The following is a 13,991-nucleotide window of genomic DNA, read 5'->3' on the forward strand; positions in this document are numbered from 1 at the left end:
TGGAAAAGTGTTGTCAACTATTTATCTACGCTGGGGATCTCCGTGGTGTCCACTTCGTCCAGGTGGCTCAGGTAATATTTCGTCTCTTTTGCGATGACTCCGGACAGCAAAAGAACCGCGATCAGGTTGGGGATGGCCATGAGGGCGTTGAGGATATCAGCAATGGTCCACACCAGGTCCAGAGCCAGCACGGGGCCCACCACCACAACGGCTACAAAGAGAATCTTGTAGGGGAGAATGGCCTTCTTGCCCCACAAATACTGGGCGCACCGTTCACCGTAGTAGGACCAGCCGAGAATGGTGGACCAGGCAAAGGTGATGATACCCACCACCAGAATTACCGGTCCCAGTACGGGGATCTGGGAGAAGGCCAGGGTGGTCAGCTTGCCGCCGTCGGTGATGTCGGCCATGTTGATGGCGGGATTTTTCATAATGGTGGATACCAGCACCAGGCCGGTCATGAGGCACACCACCACCGTGTCCCAGAAGGTGCCGGTGGCGGACACCAGGGCCTGACGCACCGGATTGCGGGTTTGGGCGGCGGAGGCCACCAAGGGGGCGGAGCCCATGCCGGACTCGTTGGAGAACAGGCCGCGGGCCACGCCGAAGCGCATGGCGATCATCAGACCCTGACCCACCAGACCGCCGGCCACCGCGCCGGGGGTGAAGGCCAGACGAACAATGGCGCCGATGGCGGGGAGGATGAAGTCGTAATTAAAGCCAAGGATGATGATACAGCCCAGTACATAGAAGGCGGCCATGAAGGGTACCAGTTTTTCACAGACGCTGGCAATGGAGTTGATGCCGCCAATGATAACGATGGCGGTGAGCAGGCCGCCTACAATGCCTACCACGATGGGCGGAATGGGCAGGGGGATGTTGTTCTCAATGACCTCGGCAATGGCATTGATTTGGGTGCCGCAGCCGATGCCGAAGGAGGCCAGCGCAGCCAGGGCGGCAAAGAGGACACCCAGCCATTTCAGGCCAAGGCCCCGCTCCAGCGCGTACATGGCGCCGCCCTGCATTTTACCGTCGGGGGTGCGGACTCGGTACTTTACGGCGATGAGGGACTCGGCGTACTTGGTGGCAATACCGAAAATGCCGGCGATCCAGCACCAGAACACCGCGCCGGGGCCGCCCAGGAAAATGGCGGTGCCCACACCGATGATGTTGCCGGTGCCGATGGTGGAGGCCAGAGCAGTTGTGAGGGCCTGAAACTGACTCACGTCGCCGGGGGAGTCGGGGTCACGGGTTACGGACAGGCGAATGCCCGTAAAGGTTTTGCGCTGGATGAAGCCGGTGCGTGCCGTCATAAACAGGTGGGTGCCGAAGAGCAGCACGATCATGGGGATACCCCAGATAAAGTCGTCCAGCCAGTTGATGAAGGATACGATTACATCCATAGAAATCCCTCTTTTCTCTCTGATTCTCTCTTATTTGTTCTGTTCCAGCCACTTTTTCAGCTGCTCGGCCATGGCGGAGCTGCCGCTGTCCTTCTGCTGCTCCTGCTGCTGGAGATAGCGGCGCACATCTCCCTTACCGGCGGATTTGGTCTCCCGCCGTTTCTTGAAGTCGCTGAGCCGTTCCCGGTAGCCGCACACGCAGGCGAAGAGCTGCTTGTCTCTCTCGCCCCGCAGCTCCATCTTCTTGTGACAGTTGGGGCAGCGGGCGTTGGTGGTCTGGGTGACCGAGCGGCGGTAGCCGCACTCCCGGTCGGGACACACCAGCATCTTGCCCCGTTTACCCTTGACGCTGAGCAGAAATTTGCCGCAGTCGGGGCACTTCTCACGGGTCACATTATCGTGGGTATAGGTGGCGTCGCTGGCCTTCACTTCGGCCACCAGATGGGAGGCGTAGCCCTTCATTTCACCCACGAAGGCATCCTCCTTCTCCTTGCCCTGGGCGATGTCTCCCAGCCGTTTTTCCCACTGGGCGGTGAGGGAGGCCGAGCGCAGGTCGGTAGGGGCCAGTCCCACCACCTGGACCCCCTTGGAGGTGGGTACCAACTCCTTGCCCCGGCGCTCGATATAGAAAGCGGAGAACAGCTTTTCAATGATATCTGCCCGGGTGGCGGGGGTGCCCAGGCCGCCGGTTTCCTCCAGAATCTTACTCTGGTCCCGGTCCTGTACCTGAGCGGCAGGGTGCTCCATGGCGGTGAGCAGGGTGGCCTCGGTGTACCGCTTGGGAGGTGCGGTCTTGCCCACATTGGCCCGGACGGACAGCACAGGCAGCTTGTCCCCCTGGCGCAGGTCGGGCAGAGACTGCTCCCGCTCCTCTTCATCCTCGGGCTCCTCCAGGTCGAAGGAACGATCATAGGCCGCCTTCCAGCCCGGCTCCTTCACGATTTTGCCCCGGGCGTGGAAGGTCTCGCCGTCGATGGTCAGCTTGAGGGAGACCTCCTCGTACTCGAAGGGGGGCAGCAGCACCGCCAAAAACCGGCGTGCCACCAGGTCGAAGATGTTGCGCTCGGGCCCGGACAGCCGCCACAGGTCCACCTGCTCCTCGGTGGGGATGATGGCATGGTGGTCGCTCACCTTGGCGTTGTTTACCAAATAGCGGGTCTGAAGGGGACGATGGCTCATGATCTGCCGGGCCAGGGGAGCGTATTCATCGATCATCACGCTGCGCAGCCGCTCGGGCAGGGTGGGTACCACATCGTCGGAGATATAGCGGGAGTCGGTGCGGGGGTAGGTGAGGATCTTGTGGACCTCATAGAGGTTCTGCATGACGGACAGGGTCTCCTTGGCGGAGTAGGCGTACTTTTTGTTCGCATCCCGCTGCAGCTCGGTCAGGTCGTAGGCGGCGGGGGGAGGGGTCTGCTTCCAGGTGCGCTTGATTTCGGTCAGCACAGCGGTCTTTCCTGTCAGTTTATTGACAAGGGAATCTGCTTGCTCCTTATTGAAAATACGGGCTTGCCCGTTTTTATCGCGCCATGTAGCTGTGAAGCTATTTAGCTTCACAGAAACGGTGTAAAATTCCTTGGGTTGGAACTTGCGGATCTCCTCCTCACGGTCCACAATGAGGGCCAGGGTGGGGGTTTGGACCCGTCCGGCGGACAGCTGAGCGTTGTACTTGCAGGTGAGAGCCCGGGTGACATTGAGACCCACCACCCAGTCGGCCACGCTGCGGGCCCGGGCGGAGTGGTACAGGTTGTCGTAGTCGGCGGCGGGGCGCAGGTGGGCAAAGCCCTCCTTGATGGCCTTATCAGTCTGGGAGGAGATCCACAGCCGTTTGGCCGGCTTCTTCCAGCCCGCCTTCTCCATGATCCACCGGGCTACCAATTCTCCCTCACGGCCGGCGTCGGTGGCGATGACCAGATCGCTGACGTCGCCACGCCGCATCTGGGCCTGTACCGCCCGGAACTGCCGCCCGGACTGAGGAATGACCACCGTTTTCATTCTGTCAGGCAGCATGGGCAGAGTAAGCAGATCCCACTTGGCCCAAGCCTTGTCATAGTCCTCCGGGGGCGCCAGCTCCACCAGATGGCCCAGGGCCCAGGTGACAATGTAGCGCTCCCCCTCCAGAAAGCCCTCGCCGGACTTTTTGCAGCCCAACACACGGGCCAATTCCCGCGCTACCGAGGGCTTTTCCGCCAATACCAATGTTTTAGCCATATAGATTCTCCTAACCGCCGTTAAACGGCGTTTCTGGGTGATTTTCAACGGTTGACTTTTGGATACCGCTCTGGTATGTTTAAGCCAGAAGGAATCCCTGTTACTGGTGCGACTGAGAAAGGAGTACAGTATGTTCGGGTTTGCTGGTTTGCAGATCAAGATGAGCCAGACTTTGCCCCCCGAGGACCGGATGAGTTCTGCCGAGCGGGTTTGCCGCAGGCAGGCCAGGGACGCGGAATGGAAGTTCCGGGTCTCCAAGGGATACGAGAAGGATACCTTCTGGAACCGGGTCAAGTTCAATATGACCCACAAAGACTGAGTTTCTATCCAGCCGCGGGCTTTGCCCGCGGCTTTTTTGTATTTAGAGGGAGATGCTCCAGTTACCCAACTGATCCAGAATGGGGATCAGCTGTTTGCAGGGCTCTGTGATGCTGTATTCCACCCGCACCGGTACCTCCAGATACTCTGTCCGGGTGACCAGCTTGTCCTCCTCCAGCTCCCGAAGGGCATTGGCCAGCACAGTGTTGGATACCCCGTCCAGGGTCTTTTTCAGCTGGTTGTACCGGGTGGGGCCATTATTATACAGGGAGCACAGGATCTGCATCTTCCACTTGCCGCCGATAAGGGACAGGGCGTGGTTCAGAGGGCAGGTCTCCATGCAGGGACAGTTTTCATGTTCCACAGGTCAGTTCCTCCTTACCTGGTACGAAATTTCTGCGTTCTTGCGTTGAGAGAAGATAGGTACTATAATACTACCAGGTTGTAAAAATGAAAAGTATTTTTTAGGAGGAATTTCCATGCCGCCCTATTTGACCGGTCTTGGCATTGGCCTGGCCTATGTGGCCCCCATCGGAATGCAGAACCTGTTCGTCATCAATTCAGCTCTGACTCAGCCCCGGCACAAGGCGCTGCTGACTGCCCTCATCGTGGTATTCTTCGATGTGACCCTGGCGCTGGCCTGCTTCTTTGGTATCGGCGCGCTGATGGAACACTTCACCTGGCTGCAGATGGTTATTCTGCTGGTAGGCGGTGCCATCGTGATTTGGATTGGTATCAGTCTGCTGCGGGATAAGCCCACCATGGACAACAATGTGGACGTAAATATCTCCCTGCCCAAGGTGGCGGCCAAGGCCTGCGTGGTCACCTGGTTCAATCCCCAGGCCATTATCGACGGTACCATGCTGTTCGGCGGCTTCCGGGCGGGCAACCCCGGCGGGGTGAGCACTCAGCTGATTCTGGGTTCCTCCACCGCCTCCTTCCTGTGGTTCTTTGGCATCACGGTGCTGATCTCCCTCTTCTCCGCCCGCTTCAACGACAAGATTCTGCGGGTCATCAACATCATCTGCGGTATTATCATTATTTTCTACGGCGGTAAGCTGATCTGGCAGTTCTTCCAGATGGTCATGTAAAAAAAGTCCCCTCCGTTTGGAGGGGACTTTTCTTATTCCTCAAATTCAGGCTTTTACCAGATGGACCAGCACGTCGGTCATCTTGTGCAGGGCGTCCACCGGGATATACTCGTGGACCCCGTGGAAGTTGACGCCGCCGGTACACAGATTGGGGCAGGGGAGACCCATATAGCTGAGACGGGCGCCGTCGGTGCCGCCACGGATAGGTACCTCCAGAGGCGTGACACCCACCGCCTCCATGGCGGCCCGGGCGCGATGGATCAGGTACATATGGGGCTCGATTTGCTCCAGCATATTGTAGTAGGAGTCCTTCAACTCCATTTCCACCGTGCCGGCGCCATATTTGGCGTTGAGATAGTCCACAACACGGGTAAGGAAGGCCTTGCGGTCCTCAAACTTGGCCCGGTCGTGGTCCCGGATGATATAGGAGAGGGTAGCGGTGGTCTCATCGCCGGACATCTCGCACAGGTGGTAGAAGCCCTCCCGGCCCTCGGTGTGGGCAGGGGTCTCGGCGGGAGGCAGCAGGTTGACCAGTTCCACGGCCATGAGAATGGCACTCTTCATCTTGTTTTTGGCGGAGCCGGGGTGGATGTTCACGCCATGAATGGTGATCTGAGCGCTGGCGGCGTTGAAGTTTTCATACTCCAGCTCGCCCAGTTCGCCGCCATCCACGGTATAGGCCACCGCCGCGCCGAAGCCCGCCACGTCGAAGTGGTCGGCACCGCTGCCCACCTCCTCGTCGGGGGTGAAGCCCACGGCAATGCGGCCATGGGGGATCTCGGGGTGGAGGGTGAGATATTCCACAGCGGACATGATCTCCGCCACACCGGCCTTGTCGTCGGCTCCCAGCAGGGTGGTGCCGTCGGTGACGATCAGATCCTGGCCCACATATTTGGACAGACTCTCAAACTCGGAGGCCTTCATGGTGATCTGCTTTTCCTCGTTCAGGAGGATGTCGCCCCCCTCATAGTGGACAATGCGGGGCTTTACATCAGCGCCGGGGGCGCTGGGGGAGGTGTCCATGTGGGCGATAAGGCCCATACAGGGGATGCCCTCACAGCCCGGAGTGGCGGGCAGCCAGCCGTAGACGTAGCCATACTCGTCCATGTGAGCGTTGTGCAGACCCATCTGACTCAGTTCCGCGGCCAGGGTTTCTCCGAGTACCTTCTGCTTTTCGGTGGTGGGAGTGGTCTGGCTGTGCTCGTCTGACTGGGTATCATAGGTGACGTACTTTAAAAACCGTTCCACAGCGTTCATGTTCTGCGTCCTTTCTCCCGGTTTCCGTTCCTTGCTCTTGACGGATACCGGGCAATGGAATAGACTAAACTAAATAGCACCCGATATTATACCATAAGAGGAGCCGGATTTCTATGGTGACGACGCAGGAATTTACCTTCCCCTCCAGCGATGGAGTCCATCTGGTGGGAGCCACCTGGTGGAAAGGGGAGACGGAGCGGCCCAGGGCCATCGTGCAGCTGGTCCACGGAATTTCGGAGTATATCGGCCGGTATGACGATTTTGCCCGGTTTCTGGCAGAGTGCGGCTACTGGGTGGTGGGTCATGACCATCTGGGCCACGGCCGCACGGCGACGGACCCGTCGGAGTACGGCTGGTTTGCCGACAAAGATGGGTGGAAGTATGTGCTGAAGGACACCCGCACCCTGCGGCGGTTAGCAGGGGAGGCCTGCCCGGAGGCTCCCTATTTTATCATGGGTCACTCCATGGGCTCCTTTGTGGTGAGGGGTTATCTCAGTTACTGGCCGGGTACAGTGGACGGGGCCATCCTGTCGGGTACAGGCCAGGAAGCGCCCGCCAAAGTGAACGCGGGGCTGGCCCTCTCCGGCCTGCTTCTGAAAACCAAAGGCCCCAGGGCCCACAGCAAACTGCTGGACAACCTGTCCGTTGGGGCCTACAACAAGCAGTTCAAGCCCACCCGCACCGGGGCGGACTGGATCTCCCGGGATCAGGCGGTGGTGGACGCCTACTGCGCCGACCCGCTGTGTCAGTTCCTGCCCACGGTGAGTATGTTCCACGACATGATGCACGGGCTCAATCTGCTGGCCAGGAAGAGCACTCTGGCCCGGCTGGACCCGAATACGCCGGTGTACTTCTTTGCCGGAGACCGGGACCCGGTGGGCCAGCAGGGCAAAGGTGTCAAAAAAGTGGCCCGCTGGTTCAAGGAGGCGGGTGTAAAGGATGTTGCCGTCAAGCTTTACCCGGAGGGCCGCCACGAAATGCTCAACGAGACCAACCACCAGCAGGTCTATGAGGATGTGCTGGCCTGGCTGGAGGGGCATTTAAAGAAGAAAGAGGCATGACAAAAGCGGCCGCGCACAGCGCGGCCGCTTTTCTTTGGGGGATTAGCCCGGAGGCCAGGTCATATCCCGGCCTGCCAGCACATGGAAGTGCAGGTGGTGGACCGACTGGCCCGCCTGCTCTCCGCAGTTGGACACCACTCGGAAGTCGGTGATGCCCAGCTGGGCGGTCACTTTGGAAATGACCTCAAAGATATGGGCCACCACGCCGGCATTGTCGGCGGTGATCTCGCCGCAGGAGCCGATGTGGGCCTTGGGGATCACCAGGAAATGGGTGGGCGCCTGGGGATCGATGTCATAGAAGGCAAAGACCTGATCGTCCTCATAGACCTTGTTGGACGGGATCTCCCCGGCGGCGATCTTACAGAACAGACAGTCGCTCATAGCAGGACCTCCTCATTTGTCAAGCTGGGTCCAGTATAGCACAGAAGGGTGGGCTTGTCATGCCTGAAAACGAAAAAAGGACCGCCCGACTGGGCAGTCCTTTTTCTATCGGTCAATCACACAGCGCGGGTGACCTTACCCGAACGGAGGCATCTGGTGCACACATAAACGTGCTTGGGCGTGCCGTTGACGATCGCCTTGACGCGCTTCACATTGGGCTTCCAGGGGCGGTTGGTGCGGCGGTGAGAGTGGGACACCTTAATACCGAACACGACACCCTTGTCGCAAAATTCACATTTGGCCATTCACTTATACCTCCTCGCTCGTCAGGATACGCTTACAAAAGCATCGAACGATATATTAGCAGAAGTTACGCAAAAAAGCAAGTGCTTTTTTCAAAATGACTGGAATTTTTCTGCGGGGGCCTGTACACAGGTTCTTACCACACTGCTTCTTTTGGCAAATTGCCTTCCCGGTTGCAAATCGGGAGGAGAGAATGGTATAATAATGTCTACTGAATAAACCGTGATGCGGTTTATTCGCGCGGAGGTAGCCGCGCAATTTTATAAAAACAGCTCGAAGTGGCCGTTTTTATGAAATTCAGCCATTGTCACAATGCGTATTTCCGTTGGCGCGTCTCAACGCACCAACGGAAAGTGCGAGGTTTTTTGGACGATCTCGTCCAAAACCCTTGCACTTGAACAAAGCCATTTGGCCTTGAAAACCTTGGTTTTCAAGGTTTGTGGCTTTGTTCAGTACGCATTATAATAAAACAAATCGCTTTGAAATGACCGGCGGGGGACAACCCGCCTTTATAGGAGGAAGAGCTATGGAAAGCTTGTACACCGTCAAACTGGGCGAATTGATCAAAAAGTTTAATCTGGAGGTGCTCCGCGGGGCGGAGGGCTATGAGGACCAGGCTATCTGCACGGAGGACGTGAATCGTCCCGGCCTGCAGCTTACCGGATTTTTTGACTACTTCGATCCCCATCGGCTCCAGGTCATTGGCAAGGTGGAGGATACCTACCTCTCGGGCCTGACACCGGATCAGAGGCGGGAGAGCTTTGAGTTGCTGCTGAGCCAGGATATTCCTGCCCTTATCGTCTCCCGGGGCATTGATCCCTTCCCGGAGTGCATGGAGATGGCGGAGAAATATGACCGGACGGTGCTCCGCAGCCAGGACACCACCAGTGTGCTCATGAGCACCATCATTGCCTCCCTGAAATCCTACCTGGCCCCCCGCATCACCCGCCACGGTGTGCTGGTGGAGGTATATGGCGAGGGCGTGCTGCTGCTGGGCGAGTCCGGTGTGGGCAAGAGTGAGACCGCCATCGAGCTGGTGAAGCGTGGACACCGCCTCATCGCCGACGACGCGGTGGAGATCAAGCAGACTGTCACCGGCGGCCTGATGGGTACTGCGCCCGAGCTCATCCGCCACTATATCGAACTGCGGGGCATCGGCGTCATTGACGTGCGCCGCCTCTTCGGTATGAGCGCTGTTAAAGAAGAGGCGGAGATTGACATGGTCATCAGCCTGGAGCAGTGGAAGGACGGGGCCATGTATGACCGGCTGGGCCTGGAGAACCTGTACACCACCATTCTGGACGTACAGGTGCCCTCCCTCACCATTCCGGTGAAGCCGGGCCGGAATCTGGCGGTCATCATCGAGGTGGCGGCCATGAACAACCGCCATAAGAAGATGGGCTACAACGCCGCTCTGGAGTTCACCAAGCAGATCAACGAGCACTTTGACCAGGCCATGAGCGCCCAGATGAACAAGTAATCCCTCAGATCACGGCCCGCCGCGGCGGACTTCGGAGCCAGAGGCCCCGGAGCAAAGCCCGGCGGGCTTTTTAAAGGATGTGACCGCTCTTGACCTTTTTATCCCTGCCCTTCTTCTGCTTTTTTCCGGTAACAGCGCTGGGCTATTTTCTGCTGCCCTGGAAGGTGCGGAACCTGTGGCTGCTGTTGGCAAGCTGGTTTTTCTATCTGTGCGCCAAGCCGGTCTATCTCACCCTGCTGCTCTTTGTGATTCTCACTTCCTATGGAGCGGGGATCGCCTTGGGAAAGAAGAAAAGGCGGTGGGTGTTGGTGCGCTGCCTGCTGACCGACGTGGTACTGCTTTTCCTATTCAAATATGTCAACTTCGCCCTCTCTATGGTGGGAGAAGTTCTTCACGGCATGGGGATTGCCTGGAATGTGCCGGTACTGGACATTGTGCTGCCGGTGGGTATCTCCTTCTATCTCTTCCAGGCCATGGGCTATGTAATCGACGTATGGCGGGGCAAGGCGGAGGCTCAGGGGAATTTTCTGCTCCACGCTCTGTTTCTCTCCTTCTTCCCCCAGGTGGTGTCCGGCCCCATCGGCCGGGCAGGGGAGCTTACCCCCCAGTTCCGGGAACCGCACCCCTTTGACTGGGACAAGTTCCGGGAGGGTTTGGTGCGCTTTTTGTGGGGTGCCTTTAAGAAAATGGTGCTGGCTGACCGGCTGGCGGTGTTGGTCAACACCATCTTCGGGGCGCCGGAGACCTTTGGCGCGGTGCAGGTGATGGGGGCGGCGGTGGCCTTTTCCCTCCAGATCTACTGTGATTTCTCCTCCTACACCGACATGGCCCTGGGCGTGGCCCACAGCATGGGCTTCACCCTGCGGGAGAACTTTGACACACCCTATTTTTCCCGGTCCATTGCAGAATTCTGGCGGCGGTGGCATATGTCCCTGTCCAACTGGTTCCGGGACTACCTGTACATCCCCTTGGGCGGCTCCCGGCGGGGTACCGCCCGGAAATATTTGAATGTACTTATCGTTTTTGCGGTCAGCGGCCTGTGGCACGGGGCGGCCATGACCTTTGTAGTGTGGGGCGTGCTTAACGGCCTCTATCAGGTGATGGGGGCTGTTACTGCGCCCCTGCGGGATGGCGGGTACCGGCTGCTCCACATCAGGGAGGACGGTCCCTTCCGGCATGGGGTGCAGATCCTGATTACCTTCCTGCTGGCCACGGTGGCCTGGGTGTTCTTCAAGGCCAGTTCTCTGTCCAATGCCCTGGCGGTTCTGGGCGGGATGCTCCACGGCCCTCTGTGGGTGCGCCAGAGCATGGGCCTGGACCGGTGGGAGCTGCTGGCGGCCGCTGCAGGGCTTCTGCTGCTCTTGCTGGTAGATTTGTTGAGCAAGCGATACAATCTATGGAAGACCTATTTGCAACAGCCCCGGCTGGTACGGTGGTGCATCCTGTGGGTGCTCCTCTTTGGCTGCCTGATCTTCGGCAGCTATGGAGCAGGGTATGACGCTCAGGATTTTATGTATGGATTTAGTTTTTAAGGAGGGGATACACCAATGAAGCGCCTGAACAAGGGGAAAGAGTGCTTCTTTGCCCTCCTCTTCCTGCTGCTGACGGCAGTGATGGTCAATTTTATCTCCGACGTTCTGCGGCCCTCACAGACCATGTACGGAGCCACCTGGAGTGCCTTCCGGGCGGAACCGGAGGACAGCCTGGACGTGATCTATCTGGGCAGCTCCTTTGCCTACTGCGATTTCAACCCCTCAGTGGTATACGATGCCTCCGGCCTGACGGGGTATGTGATGGCGGGTTCGGAACAGCCGCTGTCCATTACCTATTGGTATTTGAAGGAGATTTTCCAAACCCAGTCTCCCTCCGCCGTGGTGCTGGAGGGTACCTCTCTGTACTTTAAGCAGTACCAGAACTATACCCAGCAGAATGTGAGCCAAATGCCCTTCTCGGTCAACAAACTGGGCGCCATCTTTACGGCGGCTGAGAAGAACCTGCGGACCGGACTGCTCTTTGACCTGTCTCTCTACCACAGCCGTTGGAAGGAGATGGGCAAAAGCGATCTGAAAAAAGCGGTGGTTCCGTTACAGGGGGACTACTACAAGGGCTTTACGCCGGTGGACCAGGTGATGGACGGCGTGGGAGAAACGGTGGTGGAAGGTAACCGCACAGTGTCGGAGGAGGACTACGCCGCCAACCTGGAGTGGCTGGGCAAGATCCTGGCCCTCTGCCGGGAACACGGTGCCCAGCCCATCATTACCTTCAATCCCAGCTATACCCGCTGCACCCAGGAACAGTACGCCCGCAATACGGCAGATATTCTGGCTCTGGATGGGGAGACGCTGGTATACAACTGGTCGGACAGCTTCGAGGAGATGGGGCTGATCCCCACAGAGCATCTCTATGACGGCGGGCACCTGAACCAGGACGGAGCGGCTATTTTCTCCGCCTGGCTGGGCCGATTCCTGACAGACGAGGTGGGGCTGGTCCCCAGAACTCAGACTACGGAAAATACCGCTGCCTGGCAGGAATCTGCCGCCTGGTGGCGGGAGAAAAACCAGAGCTGACTTGAAAAACCTCCGGCTTCGGCCGGAGGTTTTGTCACGTTTGGCTTTGCCCAGGTGTATTCCAGGTGAACGCGTTCCAATCCACAAGGCAAGGAGGGAGGACCATGGAAGGACAGGACAGGGAGGCGCTGGCCCGGCGGCTGGTGGACACTTATTCCGATCAGCTGCTGCGGCTGGCCTACTCTCTGCTGAACAATGTGCCGGACGCACAGGATGTGTGCCAGGAGGCGCTGCTTAAGAGGCTGGACCACGCCCCTATCTTTGAAAGCCGGGAGCACGAGCGGGCCTGGCTGATTCGGGTGACCATCAATCTGTGCAAAAATTTGCGGCGCAGTCCCTGGCATACCCGGACGGTGGGGCTGGATACGGTGGCCGAACAGGCGGCTTTCCAACCGGAAGAGGGGGGCGTGCTGGAGGAGGTCCAGCAGCTGCCTGCCAAGTACCGGGAGGTATTGGTGCTCTATTATTATATGGGCTATGACACCAATGAAATTGCGGATATCCTGAGTATCCGGGCGGAGGCGGTACGGGCCCGGATGAGCCGGGCCAGACAGAAGCTGAGACTGGGATTGGAGGTACAGGGCTATGGCAAGCTATCGAGATGAACTGAACCGGCTGAAATTTTCGCCGGAGGAAAAGAATGAACTGACCCGCCGCCTGACGGCGGAGCGTGCGACCACGACGGCGCGGCGGATGCGCCTGCCCTACCGGGGACTGGTGGCTGCGGTAGCGGCCATCTCCCTGCTGGTGGGAGCGGTAGGCGCGGTATCTCTGGCAGGGGTATCTCCCGCCTTCCGGGAACTGTTTGGTATTACCGATGATGCTCAGGCCCAGCAGCTGGGCGCGGAGCAGTTGAATTTGGTCTTTGAGGATCAAAATGGCTCCGGCGCCTCCATTACCGTCAAAGAGGTGGTCAAGGATCAGGAGCGGGTCTATGTGCTGCTGGACTTCACCGCTCCGGCAGGGGTGGCGCTTCCCATACCGGAGGAGACGGCGGACGGCCGGAACTTCTGGCTGGGGGAGGAAGAGGGGGACTGCTCCGCAGCCTTCTATGGAGATGAGGCTTGCACCCAGCGGGTGGACCCCCGCAGCTGGGGCTGGGGGTTCCGGGCAGTGGACGATACGGATACCACCGACCAAGTGATCCCCCTGATGCTCCAGATTACCTGCGATGAGACCCTGCCTGAAGAAGCGACCTGGCTGAAGGTTACCCACCTGTCCAACCTGTGGGCACTGGAAGACGGGAAAGAGACCTGTGTGCTGTCCGGAATGGACTTTACCCTCGCCATTCCGATCGAGACCACGGCGGAGATCTACTCCTTTGAGGGGCGCTGCGGCGTAAATCTGAACGGCGTCACGCTGGCCACGGCGGAAAATCTGACCATCTCACCGGTCAGCGTGGCCATGGATCTGGTGATCCCAGACGGGGCGGCCTACGATGCTGCGTTCGAGGCCCAGGGCCCCTGGCAGGTGTATGTGCTGCTGGAGGACGGTACCCAGGTGTGGACCAAGTTTGAAAAGGGCGGCGGCGTTCAGGATGTGTTCCACGACGACGCGGGGCAGACCTTCTTCCGGGCTGACCACGTCCGCTTTGAGTTGGACTCCCCCATTGATGTGGCCCAGATCAAAGATATCGTCTTTGTAGGCGACAACAGTCTGGCGTATGGGGAGGAAGAGAGTGACGCGGTGATCCACTTCCGCTTCACCCCCCACTATTTCCGTAACGAGACCTACTGGAACCAGGTCAATGAAAGGTGGAAGAACAGCTGAATCCAGGCGAAAAAGAGCTCGGAATGATCCGGGCTCTTTTTCATTTTTTGCTGCGAAAAAATCCTTGCAAAACTGGAAACACTGTGATATTATATTCGGGCATGATTACGCACACCCGCGGACGGGGGGCCAGGTGCTTCCGCTTGGAG

At 58.6% G+C, this 13,991-nt stretch carries 14 protein-coding genes; 8 read left to right on the forward strand and 6 right to left on the reverse strand.

The window, feature by feature from the left end; translation table 11 throughout:
- Positions 1 to 17: 17 nt before the first annotated feature.
- Together B5G40_RS07340 and B5G40_RS07345 are read right to left on the reverse strand one after the other, a co-directional pair.
- Positions 18 to 1,403, reverse strand: a complete 1,386-nt coding sequence (locus tag B5G40_RS07340) for an alanine/glycine:cation symporter family protein (protein ID WP_087188228.1) — start codon at positions 1,401 to 1,403, stop codon at positions 18 to 20.
- A 30-nt stretch (positions 1,404 to 1,433) separates the two neighbouring features.
- Positions 1,434 to 3,614: a DNA topoisomerase III gene (locus B5G40_RS07345; protein WP_087399214.1), complete on the reverse strand. Its 2,181-nt coding sequence runs from the start codon at positions 3,612 to 3,614 to the stop codon at positions 1,434 to 1,436.
- A 130-nt stretch (positions 3,615 to 3,744) separates the two neighbouring features.
- Between B5G40_RS07345 and B5G40_RS07350 the strand changes: the two genes are divergently transcribed.
- Positions 3,745 to 3,933 (forward strand): hypothetical protein, encoded by a 189-nt coding sequence (locus B5G40_RS07350; RefSeq protein ID WP_087188230.1) that lies wholly within the window; start codon positions 3,745 to 3,747, stop codon positions 3,931 to 3,933.
- A 42-nt stretch (positions 3,934 to 3,975) separates the two neighbouring features.
- On the opposite strand, the gene B5G40_RS07355 is transcribed toward B5G40_RS07350, so the two are convergent.
- Entirely contained in the window at positions 3,976 to 4,272 is a 297-nt protein-coding gene (locus B5G40_RS07355; protein WP_087188249.1) for a winged helix-turn-helix transcriptional regulator, read from the reverse strand.
- Positions 4,273 to 4,411: 139 nt separating this feature from the next.
- Here B5G40_RS07355 and B5G40_RS07360 point away from each other — a divergent pair, with 139 nt between their 5' ends.
- On the forward strand, positions 4,412 to 5,023 hold the full coding sequence (locus B5G40_RS07360; RefSeq protein WP_087188231.1) for a LysE/ArgO family amino acid transporter: 612 nt from the start codon (positions 4,412 to 4,414) through the stop codon (positions 5,021 to 5,023).
- 45 nt (positions 5,024 to 5,068) lie between these two features.
- Here the strand turns inward: B5G40_RS07360 and pepT are convergent, their stop codons facing one another.
- Positions 5,069 to 6,280, reverse strand: coding sequence for a peptidase T (pepT, locus tag B5G40_RS07365; protein ID WP_087399215.1), 1,212 nt, complete (start codon positions 6,278 to 6,280; stop codon positions 5,069 to 5,071).
- 113 nt (positions 6,281 to 6,393) lie between these two features.
- Between pepT and B5G40_RS07370 the strand changes: the two genes are divergently transcribed.
- Complete coding sequence (locus B5G40_RS07370; protein ID WP_087188234.1) at positions 6,394 to 7,341, forward strand: alpha/beta fold hydrolase; 948 nt, start codon at positions 6,394 to 6,396, stop codon at positions 7,339 to 7,341.
- A gap of 42 nt (positions 7,342 to 7,383) precedes the next feature.
- Here the strand turns inward: B5G40_RS07370 and B5G40_RS07375 are convergent, their stop codons facing one another.
- Entirely contained in the window at positions 7,384 to 7,722 is a 339-nt protein-coding gene (locus tag B5G40_RS07375; RefSeq protein ID WP_087188235.1) for a histidine triad nucleotide-binding protein, read from the reverse strand.
- 116 nt (positions 7,723 to 7,838) lie between these two features.
- Complete coding sequence (rpmB, locus tag B5G40_RS07380) at positions 7,839 to 8,027, reverse strand: 50S ribosomal protein L28 (RefSeq protein WP_087188236.1); 189 nt, start codon at positions 8,025 to 8,027, stop codon at positions 7,839 to 7,841.
- 524 nt (positions 8,028 to 8,551) lie between these two features.
- Between rpmB and hprK the strand changes: the two genes are divergently transcribed.
- From hprK to B5G40_RS07405, 5 genes are all read left to right on the forward strand, one after another.
- Entirely contained in the window at positions 8,552 to 9,505 is a 954-nt protein-coding gene (hprK, locus tag B5G40_RS07385; protein WP_087188237.1) for an HPr(Ser) kinase/phosphatase, read from the forward strand.
- An 89-nt stretch (positions 9,506 to 9,594) separates the two neighbouring features.
- On the forward strand, positions 9,595 to 11,037 hold the full coding sequence (locus tag B5G40_RS07390) for an MBOAT family O-acyltransferase (protein WP_087399216.1): 1,443 nt from the start codon (positions 9,595 to 9,597) through the stop codon (positions 11,035 to 11,037).
- A 15-nt stretch (positions 11,038 to 11,052) separates the two neighbouring features.
- Positions 11,053 to 12,072 carry an SGNH/GDSL hydrolase family protein gene (locus B5G40_RS07395; protein ID WP_087399217.1) on the forward strand — a complete coding sequence of 340 codons (1,020 nt, stop codon included), beginning with the start codon at positions 11,053 to 11,055 and terminating at the stop codon, positions 12,070 to 12,072.
- Between the two features lie 104 nt (positions 12,073 to 12,176).
- On the forward strand, positions 12,177 to 12,677 hold the full coding sequence (locus B5G40_RS07400; RefSeq protein WP_087399218.1) for an RNA polymerase sigma factor: 501 nt from the start codon (positions 12,177 to 12,179) through the stop codon (positions 12,675 to 12,677).
- A complete protein-coding gene (locus B5G40_RS07405; RefSeq protein ID WP_087399219.1) occupies positions 12,658 to 13,842 on the forward strand; it encodes a DUF4179 domain-containing protein in 1,185 nt (394 codons plus the stop codon). The genes B5G40_RS07400 and B5G40_RS07405 overlap by 20 nt, the downstream gene beginning before the upstream one ends.
- Positions 13,843 to 13,991: the final 149 nt, after the last annotated feature.

The sequence above is a fragment of the Flavonifractor sp. An9 genome, assembly GCF_002161245.1.
Classification (GTDB): domain Bacteria; phylum Bacillota; class Clostridia; order Oscillospirales; family Oscillospiraceae; genus Flavonifractor; species Flavonifractor avicola.

Coding starts and splice junctions, on each gene's coding strand:
- B5G40_RS07340 (WP_087188228.1), bottom strand. CDS start 1,403: ATGGATGTAATCGTATCCTTCATCAACTGGCTGGACGACTTTATCTGG.
- B5G40_RS07345 (WP_087399214.1), bottom strand. CDS start 3,614: ATGGCTAAAACATTGGTATTGGCGGAAAAGCCCTCGGTAGCGCGGGAA.
- B5G40_RS07350 (WP_087188230.1), top strand. CDS start 3,745: ATGTTCGGGTTTGCTGGTTTGCAGATCAAGATGAGCCAGACTTTGCCC.
- B5G40_RS07355 (WP_087188249.1), bottom strand. CDS start 4,272: ATGGAGACCTGCCCTCTGAACCACGCCCTGTCCCTTATCGGCGGCAAG.
- B5G40_RS07360 (WP_087188231.1), top strand. CDS start 4,412: ATGCCGCCCTATTTGACCGGTCTTGGCATTGGCCTGGCCTATGTGGCC.
- pepT (WP_087399215.1), bottom strand. CDS start 6,280: ATGAACGCTGTGGAACGGTTTTTAAAGTACGTCACCTATGATACCCAG.
- B5G40_RS07370 (WP_087188234.1), top strand. CDS start 6,394: ATGGTGACGACGCAGGAATTTACCTTCCCCTCCAGCGATGGAGTCCAT.
- B5G40_RS07375 (WP_087188235.1), bottom strand. CDS start 7,722: ATGAGCGACTGTCTGTTCTGTAAGATCGCCGCCGGGGAGATCCCGTCC.
- rpmB (WP_087188236.1), bottom strand. CDS start 8,027: ATGGCCAAATGTGAATTTTGCGACAAGGGTGTCGTGTTCGGTATTAAG.
- hprK (WP_087188237.1), top strand. CDS start 8,552: ATGGAAAGCTTGTACACCGTCAAACTGGGCGAATTGATCAAAAAGTTT.
- B5G40_RS07395 (WP_087399217.1), top strand. CDS start 11,053: ATGAAGCGCCTGAACAAGGGGAAAGAGTGCTTCTTTGCCCTCCTCTTC.
- B5G40_RS07400 (WP_087399218.1), top strand. CDS start 12,177: ATGGAAGGACAGGACAGGGAGGCGCTGGCCCGGCGGCTGGTGGACACT.
- B5G40_RS07405 (WP_087399219.1), top strand. CDS start 12,658: ATGGCAAGCTATCGAGATGAACTGAACCGGCTGAAATTTTCGCCGGAG.